This window comes from Chryseobacterium metallicongregator, from assembly GCF_031324065.1.
Taxonomy (GTDB): Bacteria; Bacteroidota; Bacteroidia; order Flavobacteriales; family Weeksellaceae; genus Chryseobacterium; species Chryseobacterium metallicongregator.
Map to the genome: position 1 here is coordinate 602,468 of NZ_JAVIXS010000001.1, position 17,910 is coordinate 620,377.

Below are 17,910 nucleotides of genomic sequence, written 5' to 3' on the forward strand. Positions count from 1 at the left end.
AAAATTATAAAATTCAAACAACATCCATTCTTAATGCATTGGGAGTAATTCCGGTCTGTTTTTTAAAGTAATTGGTAAAATAGGCAGGTTCTTCAAAGCCCAATCCATAGGCAATCTCAGAGATATTCCAGTCTGTATGTTTCAATAAGGCATTGGCTTCCTGAATAATCCTTCCGGTAATCTGCTGACTGGTTGTTTTCCCTGTAATCTCTTTTACCGAACGGTTTAAAGAATTCACATGAATGGAAAGAGTCTGAGCATAATCATTCGGAGTTTTTAATTTCAAAAAAGCCTCAGGGCTGTCGATAGGAAATTGTCTTTCCAATAGTTCCATAAATAAGGACGCTACTCTTTGTGAAGCATTCTGATAAGGCTCAAAACTTTCTGCCGGCTGCATTCTCATCGTTTCATGAATCATCAGATGAAGATATGCTCTCAGTATATCATACTTGTGAATATAATCCGACTGAATCTCCGTCATCATTTTGGTATACATCTCAGAAAGTATCTTCTGCTGTTCTTCATCGACAAAGAAAACCGGAGTTCCCCCAATTTTGAAAAGCGGAGAATCCTGAAGATTTCCTATACGACTTCCGTTATGCAGAAACTGATCGGTAAAAAGGCAGAACCAACCTTTCTGATCTTCATCATCAGCTTCCCAGGAATAAGGAATAATGGGATTGGAAAACAATAAGGCGGGACGATCTACTTTGATCCATTTATCAGCATAATGAAGTTTCCCTTTTCCAATGATGAGTGAAATCTTATAATAATCTCTCCTGCTGTAAGGAGTATGTGGAGAGCAATATTCCCGTGAAAAGACATTGAAGTGCCCCATTTTATTCACCCCAACACATTGTGATGCCAGGTTAGGAGCATTCCTTTCATAAAAACCATTCAGTGATTCGTGTGATTCCATAGATCAAAGTTATAAAAATCAAACAAATTAAATCATAATAATTACGGGATTAAAAAATTAAATGGCTGACAATCCTGCCAGCCATTTAAAAGTGAATATTGAGTTGATAATAATCTAATCCCAATCATCATCATGTCCGTGACCATGATGTTTATTTTGTTTTTTGTAGTATTTCTCCTGATTTTTATAATACTTCTCCTGTTGTTTACGGTATTTTTTATAATCGTTTTTGTTTCTTCCGTAAACAATTACAGGGTTTTGTCCTCTGTAGTATTTCTTTTTAAAGATGATGTACTTTTCTCTCCCCAGAATTCTTTCCAGCTCCGAATAACGGTCGTTTCTCCATCTTCCCGGCTCTACAACATACACTCTGTTCCATGTATCATAATCATGGTATCTGTCATTCAGCACATAGATCTGATTGGCTTGTGCTGTCGAAAGAACAAGGTCGGTAATCACTCTTTGCCAGTTGATATCTGAAATACTCCTTCTGTAGTCATTATAATAATCTGACTGGGCATAACTTAAACTGAATGTCCCAACCAATAATGCTGTTAATATTAACTTTTTCATTTCATTCCACTTTAAAAATAATTATCAAGTGATAGTCAATTAAAGTGCCAATTTTTAATTACAAATACTAATATTTGTTAAGAAAAACTACAAACAACTGATTATCTTTGAAATATTTTCTTTTCTTTCATCAAATTATTGAGTGTTTATTATTTTAAAATAGAATTAAAAAGTAATTAGTTTCATTAGAAAATGAAAGTGAAAAACATTAATAATCAATGGATTGAAGGTTTAAATCTGGAGGTCTAAAATTTATATTTTTAAGTTTTGGCTAAAGCCAATGGATCAATATTTTATTGTTAGATGGGTTAAAAGCCACCTCTATTGAATTTTAACAACAACATCTTTTATCTTTTATCTTTTATCTTTTATCTTTTATCTTTTATCTTTTTACTATTTATGTTATAAAATTCGTTAAGATTCCTAAAAACTATTATTTCATATGTTTTAATTTCGTAATTTTAATGGAAAGAATATTTTTAAAGAAATCTTCTCAAATTATTTTTAATCAACCAAATCTTACATTGTTATGGAAAATATAAAGTTTCAGGTATCTCAATATCAGGATGAATTGCAGCTACTTATCGATGGGAAAAAGGCAGGTTATATGTCCATAGAGGTTGACGGAAGGCTGCTTATTGTATATTATACGAAACTTGACGAAGAGCGTGAGGGAAAAGGATATGCTAAACTATTGCTGGACGAGCTGGTACGTTACGCCGAAGAGAAAGATTTGCTTGTAGACCCGGAATGTGATTTTGTAAGACAACAGTTTGAAAATCATCCTGCAAGGTATAAAGAAATCTGGCATGCCTGATCAGCTTTCCCACCAGGCTGTAAATTGCTGTTCTGACTGATTCAGATGTACTACCTCGCCAATCATCGGAGTGAGGATATCCAGTTTTTTGTCTTTTCCAAGAGCCGTTATTTTTTGTAAAGGTTCATTCCATGGATGAAGTGCCAATGCAAATTTGGCAGCATGAACCGGGATAATACGTTCTGCTTTCAGATCAATAGCAGCCTGAACAACATCTTCCGGCAATGTATGGATATACCTCCATGCCTCTCCATATTGTCCATTTTCAAGAACAGCATAATCGAAAGGTCCATATTGCTCGCCTATTGTTTTAAAATGGGAATCATAGCCACTGTCTCCTCCTAAGAAAAACTTCCTGGTAGGTGTTATCAGAACGTAAGAACTCCAAAGCGTATCATTCTGCCTTATTCTTCTGCCGGAAAAATGTCTGGCAGGAGTAAAAACAATTTTTATATCATTTTTCAGAGCAACTTCTGTTCCCCATTCTTCTTCAATAAGCTTGTTTTCAGCATAGCCCCATCTTTCCAGGTGCGCTCCTACTCCCAAAGGAATAATAGCCATTCCTGTTCTTTCTTCGATAGATTTTACAGTTGGGTAATCCAGGTGGTCAAAATGATCATGCGTTATCACGAGATAATCAATGTTCGGAATATCTTCAGGTTTAAAAATATCTGATCCTTTGAAGGCTTTATTAAAGTACTTAAAAGGTGAACCATAAAGACTCAGGACAGGATCTATTAAAAAGGAAACTCCATCTGTCTGCAGATAATAAGAGGAATGTCCCAGCCAGATCAATAACTCCTCATTTTTATCAATATTTTTCAAATTGGTATGAAGAGAAGGAATGGCTTTTAAAGGTTTCAACAGCGGATCTTTCTTTCCTAAAAAAAAATCGTAGGTTACTTTTGACATTTTGTAGCCTTCTGTAATGGAAGGAGTATGACTGATATTCTGAAACTGTCTGTTTTTATAGAGTTTCGACTGTCTGATACGCTTCAGCCTCTTCCCTTTTGGCACTCCACCAAACGTCTTCATATTGATCACTATAAAAAAAGTAACCGTCAAAACAGCTACGCTCGTAATAATCCAGTAAATCATCTGTACAAAATAAATATCAAATGTATTGACTTTTGTTTTTAAATGAAAATTTATTCCATTTTACTCCGTTTTTTAACTAAATTTATCATGAATTTTTAAAAATTTATTACCCGTTTAGATCGGGATTAATTTTAAACTTTCTATTTTAGCACCCTAAAAAAACTCAGATACATTGAAAAATTATTCGGTAATATTTCTTCTCGCTATTTTTTCGTCTTGTGCCTCTATAAAAAAACACAACGAACAGCGGGCCTCATGTATTCCACCGGAGCAACTGAAAGAAGATGTGGATTTTGCGTATTCAAAATTACAGCAAATGCATCCTCAATTATACTGGTACATCCCCAAGAAAGAGCTGGAACGTAAATTTGACAGCCTTAAACAGACCATCACCGAGCCTCTTACTCCTCTTCAGTTTTATTTCAAGCTTCAACCTGTCATTGCAGGAATTAGAGAAGGACATCTTTCATTGAGAATTCCCAGAAAGAAATTTACCAAAAGTGAAATAAAAAGGCTGGAACATCAGAAAGGAATGTTCAGTCGTTTTGAATATTATATTTCAGGTGATCAGATGTATATTATTCAGAACAGGGATTCTATTGAACATATACAAACGGGAACTGAAATTTTATCCATCAATAATGTTCCTGTATCCTATTATATCAGGAAGTACAGAAGCCTTATCAGCAGTGATGGTGATAATACCACCTTTCATCCGTATTTTTTAAAAGACCTGTTCTTTAATTTTTATACTGCCGAAAATGGTTTTGACAGCAAAGCTACTCTTGAAACCCTTTATAAGGGAGAAAAAAAGACATATACCTTAACCAGAGAAACAAAATCTGATACTGATCTTGAAAAGGATAAGGAAATGCAGAAAAAAACACTGGAAAAGAAACTGAACGATTATGTAGCTTCCAGTAATTCCTATAACAGAAGTTTTAAATTTCTGGACAAAGACAGTACTATTGCTTATATTAAGGTGAAAAGCTTTTCAAGAGACTATTCGGATGAGTTTTATAAAAAGACTTTTGCCAAGATCAATGATGCAAAGTCTCCTTATCTTATCATCGATGTCAGAAATAACTACGGCGGCTCACTGTATGAAATCAATAATCTGTATTCGTATTTAGCGGATACTCCGTTTACCCTGATCAAACCCTCTCAGTTAACTTCAAGGAATGCTCCTTTACGCACCAATTATTTCAGGAAAAGTACTCCTTTAGAATATGCTCTTAAAAGTATTGCCTATCCGAGCTACTTTTTTGCACAGACTTTCAGTACGTATAAAAAGGATGGAAAGGTATTCTACAAAATGAAGGCTGACAAACCTACAAAACCTAAAAAGGATGCCTTCCAGGGAAAAGTTTTTGTACTGATTAACGGAGGAAGTTTCTCGGCATCTTCTATTATTACCGCCAAACTTAAAAATGATAAAAGAGCAACGCTTGTGGGAGAAGAAACAGGTGGTGCCAATGACGGAACTGTTGCCGGTTTTTATTCCTACCAAAAGCTTCCCAATTCTGAAATCAGGTTTCCAATAGGTCTACTTTTGGTACAGCCTAATATCAGTTTTTCAGACTCACGGAAAGGAGTTGTTCCTGATGTGACTATTACTGAAAGCATGCAGGATATTATTGACAAAAAAGATCCACAGCTGGATTGGATAAAAAACGAAATTGCCAAAGAAAAAGAACATAAAGGACGGTAATGAATATAGGTTCGGCGGGCTTTCAGCCCGCCGAACTCTTTTTATCTTTTTAATTCTTCCAAAAGATCTTCAATATATTGGATATATCTTCCATAGTAGCGTTGATACCAAAATCTTCCCATAATATAAAGCAAAAATAATCCTACGATTACTGTACTAATTAAGATCACCGCTATCTTCAATTCACTAAGAGGTTTTGGCCACGGAATAAACTCCAGGACAATAAGAATCTCACATACAAGAAACGGGGCAAAACTGATGTAATACGAGAGATAATACTGTTTATTAAGATTGAGCTGCATCACGAGATCTTTCAAAGAATCATAAGTTTTAGGTGCAGGATTACTGATTTCATTATACAGTTTAAAAAACTTACTAAAAAAGAAAACGGTAACCAAAAGCATGGAAGCAATTAATACCGTGATGTACAACTGAAGTTTGAATGGCCTGCATACAGCGCACACCAGAAAAGCGAAGACAAAGATTCCTATCATCCACCAGAATTCCACGCGCATATTTTTGCGTATCTTTTCAAGAGGAAGATTCAGTTTATTTCTCTGTTCTATGCTTATTTCGGGAGTTTCCTCCACAATATCTTCGTTCCAGGTATTTTTCAATTCATCGATATTCATGGGATTACTGATTTTAATGTTGGTTGGTTTTTATTTGGCTTAAGATATCTTTAAGTTTATTTTTGGCCCGGTTCATTTTCACTCTTGCATTACCTTCTGAGATTCCCATCTGTTCGGCAATCTGCTTTCCAGAAAAATCTTCCAGATAATAGAATATAAAAGCCTTGTCAATAGGATTAAGCTGATGGATTGCTTTATACATTTCAGCCAGACGTTCTTCTTTACGATCATCATAATCTTCCTGAATAATGATCTGATTAGAAAAATCTTCATGGGCAATAAAACTTCTTCTCTTTTCTGATTTCAGGAAAATAATTGCCGTATTCAAAGCAATTCTGTATAGCCATGTAGAAAATTCACTTTCGCCTCTGAAACCAGGAAATGCTTTCCAGAGCTGATAAGTGATCTCCTGAAAAAGATCATCACGGTCGTCTTTTTCAGTCATATACATTTTAGAAATCTTAAACAGGATTCCTTTATGCTGTCCAATTTGACTGATAAACTCTTGTTCTAATGAGGTCATAGCTTGTTACTCTATAGAGTTAGTTTTCGTTTAAAAAAATTGTTACAGATTTTTACAAAAGAAATAAAAAAAACCCGACAGAAAAGTACTGCCAGGTCTCATTGTGTGTTTTTTAAGCTTTTTACTATTTACTCAGAATAGTATGAGTCGAAATAATTTTTTCTGACCTGATCAGTTAGTAGAAAAAAAGTAAAAATGTTACATCCAAAAAAAACAATAACCTGATATTTTTTCACATCAGGTTATTTATTTAAGTATTTAATTCTTTCATTATTTAAAATCTAAGAAATCATCTTTTTCAAGATAATGGTTCAGAGCAGTAATAAGCTGAGAAGAAGTAACATCAGCATGCTGCCTGAAAGCAAGATCCACCACATCCTGAATATTTTCATCTGAACATATATAATGAAGCTTGTTATGAAAAACAAAATCTGGCAAGATTTCATTATCATTCTCACCAATATCCAGAGGATCTCCGATAAAAACTTTCATTTCGGGTTTAAATTCATCTGTTGAAGAATAGACTGCATAATTATATTCCGGATCAAAGGATGCTTTCCTGTCCTGTTTGCTCTTTACTAACTCCAGAAATTCTTCTATAGAATACACTTGATTTTTAAAATCATCCATGTGATATTTTTTTACAACTCAATTTTCTAAAGATAGAAATTTTACAGAAGATAGCGTAATTTCTAATTCAGTTTATTTAAAGCTCTCTGTAATGATCCGATATCCAGAAAATCAAGTTTTGCCCCTACTACGATAATGATCAAAAGAACAATTGTCAGAAATAAAATAACGAAAAAATACATGGATACAAACCATATGACGGTATTCAGGACATTTCCTTTAATCCCCATTTTATTCATAAAAAATTTCTGTGAGCGTTCAAACCACGTTTTTCTCTTGTCAGGTTTTGGACTTACTTCAATTCCGTTAAGTTCATCTACCAAACGTACCACATCATCAATATACCTTCCGTACATATAATAGATCCAGTATTTGATGATAAAAGCAATCAACAGAAGAGTAATCAGAAGGCTGATCCCGAAAATTGCGAGGTTATACTCCCTGTCAAAATGAAAATTGATCTGGATCAGAGATAAAAGAAACCCAAGCGGGATATAAGCAATATAATAGGAAATATAAATTTGTTTCGAGATGAGAAGCTGCGTCTTAAGAGTAAACAAATCATAATTTGTATTGGTACTATTTTTTCTAAGCAGCTTATACAATTTCAGGAAGCGGGAATAAAAATAAACAATAATAGCAACGGTCAGGATGGTGACAAACACAGAAATCGTTTTAATATTGGAGTCTTTAGATGCAAAAGGAAAACCCGTTAAAAGCAAAGGCAATGTTACAATCATCAGCCAGAATTCAGTTTCCATATTCACTTTCAGCATCTCCAACGGAGAATGTATTTCTTTCTGTTTTTCCAGAGAAATTTCAGGAGATTCCTGTCCTGTATCTTTATTCCAAATTTCTTTAAAATTTTCTAAGTCCATAGTGCTATTTTTAATAGGAACCTGTACCCTGCCTGATGATGATCTCTTTCAGCTTTTCTTTTGCCCTTTTCAGCTTTACCCGTGTATTCACTTCAGTAATTCCCAGCTGTACAGCAATCTCTTTTCCGGAAAAGCCCTCTAAAAAGAAGAATATAAGGGCTTTATCAATGGGGCTTAGCTGATGGATAGCTTCATACATCAGCTTCATATTCATATCATCCGTATCATTATAAGGTTCCTGGCGGGCACTCAGCCCATCTACATTCTGATTCTGTATAAAACTACGTTTTTTTTCACTTCGCAAAAAAACAATTGCTGTGTTGAGCGCAGTTCTGTACAGCCATGTGGAGAAATCACTCCTCTTTTGAAAATCACCATATGATTTCCAGGCCTGATAAATGATCTCCTGATAGAGGTCATTCTGATCGTCCTTATTATCCATATACATTTTAGAGATCTTGAAAACAACACCTTTGTGTTTTTCAATTTTCTCTAAAAATTCTTTTTCGGGTGAAGACATGATTTACACACTGATCCTTAGATGATATTTCTAAAAAACACCATCTTATTATAACACAAAACTCTAATTTCCGGCATTAAGTTAAAAAAATCCTCAACAAACCAAGGTGTTTATTGAGGATTTTTATTTTATGTTAAATACGATATCAGTCAGAATCAGAAAATATAATCTGTGCTTAAAAAGTTAGAATCATGTTCTCTGACAATAGTATTCAGTAGTTCTTTGTTGGAATCTGTTAGTTTTGCAGCCACCAGAGACCGGATAGAGAATGAGCGGAGCGCATCAAAAACGGAAAGTGTTCCTTCTGCACTGTCTTTTCTTCCTGTAAATGGAAAGACATCCGGACCTCGCTGTGCCTGGCAGTTGATATTGACACGGCTTACAAGGTTCACAAACGGATCAATCAGTCTTGCAACTTCCTGCGGATCTTCACTGAAAATACTTACCTGCATTCCATGGGAGGCATTCACCTGATATTCTATTGGTTCTTCTATCTCTTCGAATGGAACAACAGGAATCACAGGGCCAAACTGTTCCTCATGATAAAGCTTCATATCACTATTTACCGGATATACAACTGCCGGGAAAACAAAAGATTCATCGGCGTAACCTCCATCTTTATTCAGCACTGCTGCTCCTTTTTGTAAGGCATCATCTATACATTCTTTCAGGTAAGCCGGTTTGTTGACTTCCGGAAGTGGCGTTACTTTCACGTCTTTTTCCCAAGGCAGCCCAGCCTTCAAAGCAGAGACTGCTGCACTTAATTTCTCTGTAAACTCCAATGCCACTTCTTTCTGAACAAATATCAGTTTCAAGGCTGTACAACGCTGTCCGTTGAAAGAAAGTGCCCCCAAAATACATTCACTCACCGCTACATCAAGATTCGCATTTTTAGTAACGATGGCTGCATTTTTAGCATCCAGACTCAGAATAGCTCTTAAACGGTTCACTTTCGGGTGTAGTTTTTTCAGTCCGTTGGCGACTTTACTTGATCCGATAAAGGCAAGAACATTCACTTTTCCGCTTTCCATAATCGGAGTGATAATTTCTGATCCTTTTCCATATAACGTATTTACTGTTCCTTTCGGGAAGGCTTCTTTAAAGGCGTTTAATAAAGGATAATGAGCCAGGACCCCATGTTTTGGAAGTTTAAACAGGATGGTATTTCCCATGATCAAAGCAGGAATCAATGTGGTAAAGATTTCATTCAGGGGATAATTGAAAGGCCCCATACTTAACACCACGCCAAGCGGTGCTCTTCTGATCTGCGCAATGGTTCCTTCCGCCTGTTGAAAACGGGAAGATTCCCTGTCAAGATCCTTCAATGCATCAATGGTCTGATTGATATAATCTACAGTACGGTCAAATTCTTTAGTAGAATCAGCCAGTGTTTTCCCGATTTCCCACATCAATAACCTGATGATCAGATCTCTTTGCTGGATCATCAGATACACAAATTTCTGCATACACTTAATACGTCCTTCTACAGACATTGTCGGCCATTCGCCAAGTCCGTTATCATAGGCTTTTACGCAAGCTTCAAGAACTTCCATCGCCTCGTTCGGTCCAATATTAGGAATACTTCCCAGAAGCTTTCTTTCCAATCCGTTTTCTGTGGGGATGCACACCGGGGAATAAATTTCCGTGACATCGCCGTTCCACTCTATCAGTTCCCCATTCAAAAGATAAGTTCTCTGATGGATGACCGGAACTTTATACTCTTCCGGAATTTCGTTTTCTCTTTTAAAAATGTGATGGAATGATGCTGTATTTTCTGAACTCATAAATCTTTCTATTTTTTTATGTGATAAGATTGAAGACGATCTCAAAAGTGTCAAAATGACAAAAGCCAAACTACTTTGACTCCTGAGACAGCCTTGTTTAATAATATAAAGGTAGAGGTAAAATATTTTGAAAGAAACAATCTGACCATAGATTTGATCTATTTGAATTAAAATTAATCTTAGCTCCTAAAAAAAGAATAATTTAGCTTAAAAATAAATTTCATGTTTTCAAAATTAGTTTGCGGCACACTGCTATTCTTCTCTGCGGTGGGCTTTGCTCAAAAATCTAAAGCTACCAACACGGTTTTAATGGGCGGGAAAGAAGTTCATACTTATGCCAAATTACCAGCACTGAATAAACCAGCTCCTAAGTTTACCCTTACAGATGTGAATATGAATGACCAGACGCTGGATTCCTTCAAAGGAAGGTATGTTATTCTGAATATCTTCCCAAGTGTGGACACCGGTGTTTGCTCTGCTTCTGTACATCATTTCAATGAAGAGGCTGGAAATCTTCCCAATACGGTAGTACTGTGTATTTCCAAAGATCTTCCGTTTGCCCAGAAAAGATTCTGTGGAGCAGAAGGAATTAAAAATGTGATAATGCTTTCCGATTTCCGTTCAGACTTCGGATGGAACTATGGTGTAGAATTGGTAGATTCTGCCATGAAAGGTCTTCTGAGCAGAGCCGTTGTGGTGATAGATCCTTCAGGTAATATCATCTATGAAGAACAGGTACCAGATATCGCTCAGGAACCCAATTATGAAGCAGCTATTGCGACTGTGAAATAATAAATCAGATTAAACCATTAAGAAAAATTAAATAGTTAAGAATATTAAGGTGAAGATCGATATTCTTAATGGTTAAAAAAATAAAACTCAGCGACTTGCTGAGTTTTTTCTGTATCATAGTTTGATCAACACTAAGGCGCAAAATGATATTTAAATGCATTGTTTTAAGGCGTAAGGATTTTATCTCCGATAAAATTTCACACTACCACTGTCATTGCGAAACGAAGGTGAAGCAATCTCAATGTTCTCTCGCAGATGGGGCAGATTAAGCAGATAAACATGAAAAGATCTGTGAAATCTGTGGGAAAATAAAGAGTCTTAATTTGTTTTATATTTTTTTCTTTTTGTAGTAATTACGATTACCCCATCTTTTGCTTTTTCGCCATAATATGCTGTTGCAGAGGCTCCCTTCAGAACATTCATTGTTTTTATCAGATTAGGATCCAGAGCTTTTACTTTTTCATAATCACTGATCTTTCCATCTACAACATACAGTGGATTATAAGATCTAGCTTTGCTTGAAGGCACCCCACCAATACGTACTGAACTTATACTTTGTACTACATTGGGTAATACCTGCGTAGTCAATGGTTGGGCTAAATTGGGGACAGATGTTTTACTTTCCTTTTCTTTACGGTCTATAGCATCAGCAGGTACTACAGAAATTGATCCGAGTAGTTTCCTGTCTTTATGAGTCCCAAATTCAGCAAGGGTAATTTCTTTGATATCTTCAGTTTTTAAAATATCATTGGCGATCTTTTGCTGTGCATTCACACTTACAATTCCTCCTGTTGTCAACATAAATCCTACCGCAAACTTCACAAAAAGAGCATTGATATAAGAATAATGCAGATCTCTGTTGAGCTGTGAAGGAAGAAAACTACCGCAGATCTCATCCGTTGCTTTCGTAAAAACCTCTATAAGCTCATCATCCGAACCTCTTCTGAAATCTCTCACCGTTTTGGAACAGACTGCGCAAAATCTTCCCTTCTCATCAGGTGTCATGGCGTTCCAGTTTTCATGACAGGGTTTTGGTATGGTTATTTTCATAAAACTCTTTTCTTATAAAGATGCAGTGATACAAGAAAAGGTTGGAATGTGTATAAAAAACGGAAAACCGTAATTATGTATGAAGTTAGATTTTTATATTTGAAAATAACATAATATAAATAAACTAACACATACATGAAACTCTATTCATTAAAAATATCAGGTTATAAGAGACTTAAAGAAGTAAATCTCATTTTTGGAGATGCAACATTTCTAATTGGACAAAATAATTGTGGGAAAAGCTCAATAATTAAAGCCATAGATATTTTGCTTTCTGCAAAAAAGCAGTTGTCAACGGTTGACTTTCATTCAATAATAGATGATGAAACGCATGAAGTAAAAGTTGACACTAATACAATTACTCTTGAAGCTGAATTTAGAAATCTTCCTGCTGAAGCTAAAACATGGAGAGGTTTTAAAGGTAGAATTTTTAGTTATGATATACCTGATGATTCTGAAGAAACTGGATTATCCGTAATTTATAGAAAAACATATGAATTAGGTAAAGATGTAATTATTGAATTTAAATCTAAAGTTAGAAACATAAAAGATATTTACTCTGATTGTAAAAAGCCTCAAGATTACATTGACAATGGTCTGTCTCAAGAAACTATTGAAGAGTATTTTCCTGAGTTGCAATCTAATATAGGAAAAGGTAAAGCTGTATTAGAAAAATTAGACTTAATTGATGAGATTTGGGAGATTTCTGAAGAGGAAACTTGGTTTCAAAATCCTGGTGGAATTCCTGGAAATGTACTTAAGATGTTACCGAGGTTCTTATTAATTCCTGTTGATGTTGGATTACATGAAATTCAAGGGTCTGGTAACGGAGTTCTTAGTATAACCCTTGGAGAACTATTTCAAACTGTTAGAGAAAATTCTGAACATTTTAAAAATGCCCAAGTTCACCTAAATAACCTTGCAAAGGAACTGGACCCACAAGATGATGAATCTGAGTTCGGAAAAATGATGAATGAGCTAAACACAGTTTTATCAACTGTTTTTCCAGATTCTAAATTATATGCATCTACAAGCTTAAGTGATCCTTCTAGTCTTAAACCAGCATTTACTGTTGAAATGTCAAGTAATATAAAGACGTCTATTGATAATCAAGGTACTGGTATGATTAGAGCTGCTGTTTTTGGAATGTTGAGATACAGACAATTATGGCTATCAAAAAAAGAAGATGATCATGCTCGTTCATTAATAGTCTGTTTTGAAGAACCTGAAACATATTTACATCCAAGCGCAGCAAATCAAATGAGAGAAGCAATTTATGAATTAAGTTCTAATACATCCCAAATAATTGCTTCAACACATTCACCATATATTATTGATTTATCTCGTAAACCAAAACAAATATTAAATAGACTTTATAATTGCGGTAATCATGTTGAATGTAATACCTTTAGTGTTACCGAAAAATTTAAAGAACTCCAAAGCGTTGATAAAACCTATGTAAAAATGATAATGAAAATTGACAACTATGTATCAAGAATATTTTTTACAAAGAATGTAATAATTGTAGAAGGAGATACAGAAGATATCTTAATACGCGAAACTTTAAAACTTTTGGATAAAGCTAAATATTTTAGAATTTTATCTGACTTTGAGATTGTTAAAGCTCGTGGAAAAGCTGCTATAATTGGCCTAATAAAATATTTAACTTCAATGGGAATAAAACCAATAGTAGTTCATGATTTAGATTTAGGTGAACCAAATGCTGCAAAATACAATCAACCAATTGCAGATGCTTTAGGTGGAAATGGAAGAATTGTTGTAATGGAAAATAGTGTTGAAGAAGAATTAGGTTATGAAGCTAATTCCGAAAAGCCATACAAAGCGTATAAGCAAACATTGGAATGGGATAATAATTGGGATAATTTACCTTCTAATTGGAAAACAAAGATGTCAGAAATTTTTGGCGAATATATCTAAATAAATCACATACTTCAATAGCACACATTATAGAAACAAAAATACACCAAATATTAAAGAATTAGTATTAAAATCCAGTGAGCTCATCAATAGCATCGGGCTTTAGCCCGATATAAAAAGATAAATACCAAAGGCTTTAGCCAAAACTTAATTTTAAATTTCGGCTAAGGTCAATTATATTATGCAAAAAGAAAAACGGGCTAAAGCCCGTTTCTATTGATTTATTTTTATGTACAAAAAAGAGGGTTCCTTCGTCTACGCTCAGGATAATAGCCCGTTCTTATTGATATTGAGATTCTTCATTCCATTGCATTTCACTCAGAATGACAGTTTTCATTACAAATATCAATTAAGATTCTACCAGCATTGCTCCATCTTTTAAAATCAAATACTCCTGTCCTACTTCCTCTGAAATGTTTTTCAAATCCTGATCATCAAAAATCTGAGGGATATAGCATTTCTCATGGGCAAACAATCCGTAATGGATGGGCACCATCTTTTTGGCGTGCAGAAGGTGGGCTGCTGCAAAAGCTTCTTTCAGATTGAGGGAAGCAGGAACCGGACTGTATTCCAACCCGATGATTTCAAAGTTCACTACAACTCCGTTTACCGGTAAAAAAGCATAGTCTATGTTTGGGTTTTCCTTTCCAAGCTTCCAGAACTGGTTGTGCCAGATGGTATCTCCGCCATGAAAGATCTTTGTGGTTCCATCATCAACAATCCATGAAGACTGTATTTCTCCTACTCCATCCATGGCAAATACAGGTTTAAAGGTGATATTATTTTCTGTAAAGGTTTCGTCAAGATTCAGAGTAATAATTTCAACATCTTCAACCAGCTTTTTTACAATGGTTTCCAGTCCTGCATAGACAATCAGTTTTCCATCTTTCTTTAGGCATTTTTGGATGATCCCTTTATCAAAATGATCAAGATGCATATGCGTAAACAGGATGTAATCTGCCTGTACATGATCTGAAAACGCTAAAAGATTTTCTACAGCATCACCCAAAACAGGTTTATAGTAAGAGAAATCTTCTACTGCGTCTATTAGGATGGTTTTGTTGTGAGAAGTGAGGCGGATGCCTGCCCAGTTTAGTTTTTGTATTTCCATATTCTTTTTTAGCAAAGGAATAGACTTACGGAAGGCAAGACAATAAACAAAAGATAATTAATGAATAAGCATGTAGAAAGATAAGAACGCGATGTACGCAAAGAATATATTAATGATGGCTATTTTTTCGATCGCAAGGGCATTTCATTCAGCTACAAAATTATACCATTGCTAAGCAGCAGCACCTTTGCGAACGGAAAAATAAAAGTAAAATTCTTTGCGAGCTTTGCGTTAAAAATAACACTAATGAATACGCTTCCTGATCCGGCTTAAAGAGATGGGCGTAATCCCGATATAAGAAGCGAGATATTTTAAAGGAATATTCTGTATGTAATGAGGTTTGTTTTTCAACAGATATTCATAGAGGTCCTGGGGAGTGTTTTTCAGCAGAAGCATTTCTCTTTTCATAGCCGCATTGAGCTTTCTGCTCAGATAGTAGTTCTGCACAAAACGGCAGTGTGGGTTTACAGCAAATAGATCTTTTACCTCATCCAGAGTGATTTCCCATGCCAGCCCTTTATTCATGGATTCGTAAACGGCATCGGAACTTTTCTCTTCCACTGTAAAAATATCGCCGGGAAAGTAGAATTCTGCACATATTTCTGTATCAATATCTGAGATGCTGTTGATGTAGTATTTACGGACAAGCCCATCTTCTACAAGATAGGCTTTGTTGTCAGTAAATATGTTTTTCTTTGAAAATTCAACCTCAGCAAACTTCTCCCATACAGGATCACTATCCTCTACGTTCAGGTGTGAAAACAATTTTTTGTTGATGGCTGCCAATGTCGAATTTTATGGATTATAATAAATTTTCGTCTACAAAGTTCGGAAGCGTTACTTTCAGATTCGGTTCTGCTTCCATTGCTCTTTTAATAGCGAAAACAGCGCCTTCGTTTCTTGCCCAGCTTCTTCTTGAGATTCCGTTGTTCACATCCCAGAAAAGCATGGATTTTAATCTTCTGTCGGCATCATCGCTACCGTCAAGAAGCATTCCGAAACCTCCGTTGATTACTTCTCCCCAGCCTACTCCACCACCATTGTGAATGGAAACCCAGGTAGCTCCACGGAAACTGTCTCCAATTACGTTGTGAATGGCCATATCCGCTGTAAATCTCGATCCGTCATAGATATTGGAAGTTTCCCTGTAAGGAGAATCTGTTCCTGAAACATCGTGGTGGTCTCTACCTAATACCACCGGTCCGATTTCTCCGTTTTTAATGGCTTTGTTGAAGGCTTCCGCAATTTTCATTCTTCCTTCTGCATCTGCATAAAGAATTCTTGCCTGAGAACCAACCACCAGTTTATTTTCCTGTGCTCCTTTGATCCACTGAATGTTATCTTTCATCTGCTGCTGGATCTCTTCCGGAGAATTTTTCACCATTTCTTCCAATACTGCGCATGCAATATCATCTGTCTTCTGCAGATCTTCCGGATTTCCACTGGAACATACCCAACGGAACGGCCCGAAGCCATAATCGAAACACATTGGTCCCATAATATCCTGCACATAACTCGGATATTTGAATTCTCTTCCTAACGTCGGATTTTCTGCCATTACATCAGCTCCGGCTCTGGAAGCTTCCAGTAAAAAGGCATTTCCGTAATCAAAGAAATACGTTCCTTTTGCAGTATGTTTATTGATCGCTGCAGCATGTCTTCTTAATGTTTCCTGAACTTTTTCCTTGAATAACTCAGGATTTTCAGCCATCATGATATTAGATTCTTCAAAACTTTGTCCGGCAGGATAGTAACCTCCCGCCCAAGGATTGTGAAGGGAAGTCTGATCCGATCCGATATCAATTCTTACATCTTCCTGATCAAATTTCTCCCAAACTTCCACAATATTTCCAAGATAAGCTAAAGACACTGTTTCTTTCCTGGCCTGTGCTTCTCTTACTCTTTTTACCAATGCATCAAGATCTTCATGAATTTCATTCACCCATTTCTGATCGTGACGGATTTTCGTGATCTTTGGATTCACTTCTGCACATACGGTAACGCAACCAGCAATATTTCCTGCTTTTGGCTGAGCTCCACTCATTCCCCCTAATCCTGAAGTTACAAAAAGACCTCCTTTCGGCTCTTTTTTGATTTTTCTGAAAGCATTTAACACTGTAATCGTTGTTCCGTGAACAATCCCCTGAGGACCGATATACATATAACTTCCTGCCGTCATTTGCCCATACTGGGTAACGCCTAATGCATTGAATTTCTCCCAGTCATCCGGTTTTGAATAGTTCGGGATCATCATTCCATTCGTTACAACCACTCTTGGTGCGTCTTTATGAGACGGGAACAATCCCATCGGATGTCCTGAATACATCACCAATGTCTGATCATTATTCATTTCCGACAGATACTTCATCGTCAACAGATATTGTGCCCAGTTGGAGAAAACCGCTCCGTTTCCACCATAGGTAATCAGTTCATGAGGATGCTGTGCCACCGCATAATCCAGGTTATTCTGAATCATCAGCATGATCGCTTTGGCCTGCTCAGATTTTCCGGGATAGTCTGTAATTGGTCTCGCTTTCATTTCATAATCCGGACGGAAACGGTACATATAAATCCTTCCGTAATCTTCCAGTTCCTGCTTAAATTCAGGAATCAGTTCTGCATGAAACTGAGGTTCGAAATAACGTAAAGCATTCTTCAATGCCAGTTTTTTCTCTTCTTCTCCTAAAATTTCTTTACGCTTCGGAGCATGGTTGATATTGGTCTCGTATGGTTTTGGTTGCGGCAGCTGATTAGGAATCCCCTGCTGTATCTGTTCTTGAAATGTCATATTACTATGTAAAGGTCTATGTTTTAAACAATGTTTGAAGTTTTAAAGATATTCAAAATAGGAAATATAGGCAAGAGGGGAAGGGAAGAATGGTTTAAAGTTTAGGGTTTAGGGTTTAGGGTTTAGGGTTTAGGGTTTAGGGAAAG

17 protein-coding genes are annotated in these 17,910 nt (G+C 36.0%); 4 read left to right on the forward strand and 13 right to left on the reverse strand.

The window, feature by feature from the left end; all coding sequences use genetic code 11:
- Positions 1-13: 13 nt before the first annotated feature.
- Together REB14_RS02760 and REB14_RS02765 are read right to left on the reverse strand one after the other, a co-directional pair.
- Positions 14-919 (reverse strand): helix-turn-helix domain-containing protein, encoded by a 906-nt coding sequence (locus tag REB14_RS02760; protein WP_079242174.1) that lies wholly within the window; start codon positions 917-919, stop codon positions 14-16.
- A 114-nt stretch (positions 920-1,033) separates the two neighbouring features.
- Complete coding sequence (locus REB14_RS02765; protein WP_309521435.1) at positions 1,034-1,492, reverse strand: hypothetical protein; 459 nt, start codon at positions 1,490-1,492, stop codon at positions 1,034-1,036.
- 529 nt (positions 1,493-2,021) lie between these two features.
- On the opposite strand from REB14_RS02765, the gene REB14_RS02770 reads away from it, so the two are divergent.
- Positions 2,022-2,309: a GNAT family N-acetyltransferase gene (locus REB14_RS02770; protein WP_034697278.1), complete on the forward strand. Its 288-nt coding sequence runs from the start codon at positions 2,022-2,024 to the stop codon at positions 2,307-2,309.
- Here the strand turns inward: REB14_RS02770 and REB14_RS02775 are convergent, their stop codons facing one another.
- Entirely contained in the window at positions 2,310-3,407 is a 1,098-nt protein-coding gene (locus tag REB14_RS02775) for an MBL fold metallo-hydrolase (RefSeq protein ID WP_079242175.1), read from the reverse strand.
- Between the two features lie 172 nt (positions 3,408-3,579).
- On the opposite strand from REB14_RS02775, the gene REB14_RS02780 reads away from it, so the two are divergent.
- The gene (locus REB14_RS02780; protein ID WP_079242176.1) at positions 3,580-5,118 is read left to right on the forward strand and encodes a S41 family peptidase; all 1,539 of its coding nucleotides are present in this window, start codon (positions 3,580-3,582) and stop codon (positions 5,116-5,118) included.
- Positions 5,119-5,159: 41 nt separating this feature from the next.
- On the opposite strand, the gene REB14_RS02785 is transcribed toward REB14_RS02780, so the two are convergent.
- The 6 genes from REB14_RS02785 to REB14_RS02810 all read right to left on the reverse strand — a co-directional run bounded on the left by REB14_RS02785 (position 5,160) and on the right by REB14_RS02810 (position 10,085).
- Positions 5,160-5,750, reverse strand: coding sequence for a hypothetical protein (locus REB14_RS02785; protein WP_079242177.1), 591 nt, complete (start codon positions 5,748-5,750; stop codon positions 5,160-5,162).
- A gap of 13 nt (positions 5,751-5,763) precedes the next feature.
- Positions 5,764-6,273 carry an RNA polymerase sigma factor gene (locus REB14_RS02790; RefSeq protein ID WP_309521436.1) on the reverse strand — a complete coding sequence of 170 codons (510 nt, stop codon included), beginning with the start codon at positions 6,271-6,273 and terminating at the stop codon, positions 5,764-5,766.
- Between the two features lie 270 nt (positions 6,274-6,543).
- A complete protein-coding gene (locus tag REB14_RS02795) occupies positions 6,544-6,903 on the reverse strand; it encodes a DUF7716 domain-containing protein (protein ID WP_079242179.1) in 360 nt (119 codons plus the stop codon).
- Between the two features lie 62 nt (positions 6,904-6,965).
- Positions 6,966-7,781, reverse strand: a complete 816-nt coding sequence (locus REB14_RS02800; protein WP_309521437.1) for a hypothetical protein — start codon at positions 7,779-7,781, stop codon at positions 6,966-6,968.
- A 10-nt stretch (positions 7,782-7,791) separates the two neighbouring features.
- Complete coding sequence (locus REB14_RS02805; protein WP_079242181.1) at positions 7,792-8,301, reverse strand: RNA polymerase sigma factor; 510 nt, start codon at positions 8,299-8,301, stop codon at positions 7,792-7,794.
- Between the two features lie 155 nt (positions 8,302-8,456).
- Positions 8,457-10,085, reverse strand: coding sequence for an NADP-dependent glyceraldehyde-3-phosphate dehydrogenase (locus REB14_RS02810; protein ID WP_309521438.1), 1,629 nt, complete (start codon positions 10,083-10,085; stop codon positions 8,457-8,459).
- A 222-nt stretch (positions 10,086-10,307) separates the two neighbouring features.
- On the opposite strand from REB14_RS02810, the gene tpx reads away from it, so the two are divergent.
- Complete coding sequence (tpx, locus tag REB14_RS02815) at positions 10,308-10,877, forward strand: thiol peroxidase (RefSeq protein ID WP_309521439.1); 570 nt, start codon at positions 10,308-10,310, stop codon at positions 10,875-10,877.
- Between the two features lie 318 nt (positions 10,878-11,195).
- Here the strand turns inward: tpx and REB14_RS02820 are convergent, their stop codons facing one another.
- Positions 11,196-11,927, reverse strand: a complete 732-nt coding sequence (locus REB14_RS02820; protein ID WP_309521440.1) for a TonB-dependent receptor plug domain-containing protein — start codon at positions 11,925-11,927, stop codon at positions 11,196-11,198.
- A gap of 135 nt (positions 11,928-12,062) precedes the next feature.
- Between REB14_RS02820 and REB14_RS02825 the strand changes: the two genes are divergently transcribed.
- A complete protein-coding gene (locus REB14_RS02825) occupies positions 12,063-13,865 on the forward strand; it encodes an ATP-dependent nuclease (protein ID WP_079242186.1) in 1,803 nt (600 codons plus the stop codon).
- A 349-nt stretch (positions 13,866-14,214) separates the two neighbouring features.
- Here REB14_RS02825 and REB14_RS02830 read toward each other — a convergent pair whose 3' ends face one another.
- The 3 genes from REB14_RS02830 to REB14_RS02840 form a co-directional block, all read right to left on the reverse strand.
- Positions 14,215-14,976, reverse strand: coding sequence for an MBL fold metallo-hydrolase (locus REB14_RS02830; protein ID WP_309521441.1), 762 nt, complete (start codon positions 14,974-14,976; stop codon positions 14,215-14,217).
- A 243-nt stretch (positions 14,977-15,219) separates the two neighbouring features.
- Complete coding sequence (locus REB14_RS02835) at positions 15,220-15,762, reverse strand: Crp/Fnr family transcriptional regulator (protein WP_309521442.1); 543 nt, start codon at positions 15,760-15,762, stop codon at positions 15,220-15,222.
- A gap of 16 nt (positions 15,763-15,778) precedes the next feature.
- On the reverse strand, positions 15,779-17,764 hold the full coding sequence (locus tag REB14_RS02840; protein WP_309521443.1) for a urocanate hydratase: 1,986 nt from the start codon (positions 17,762-17,764) through the stop codon (positions 15,779-15,781).
- Positions 17,765-17,910: the final 146 nt, after the last annotated feature.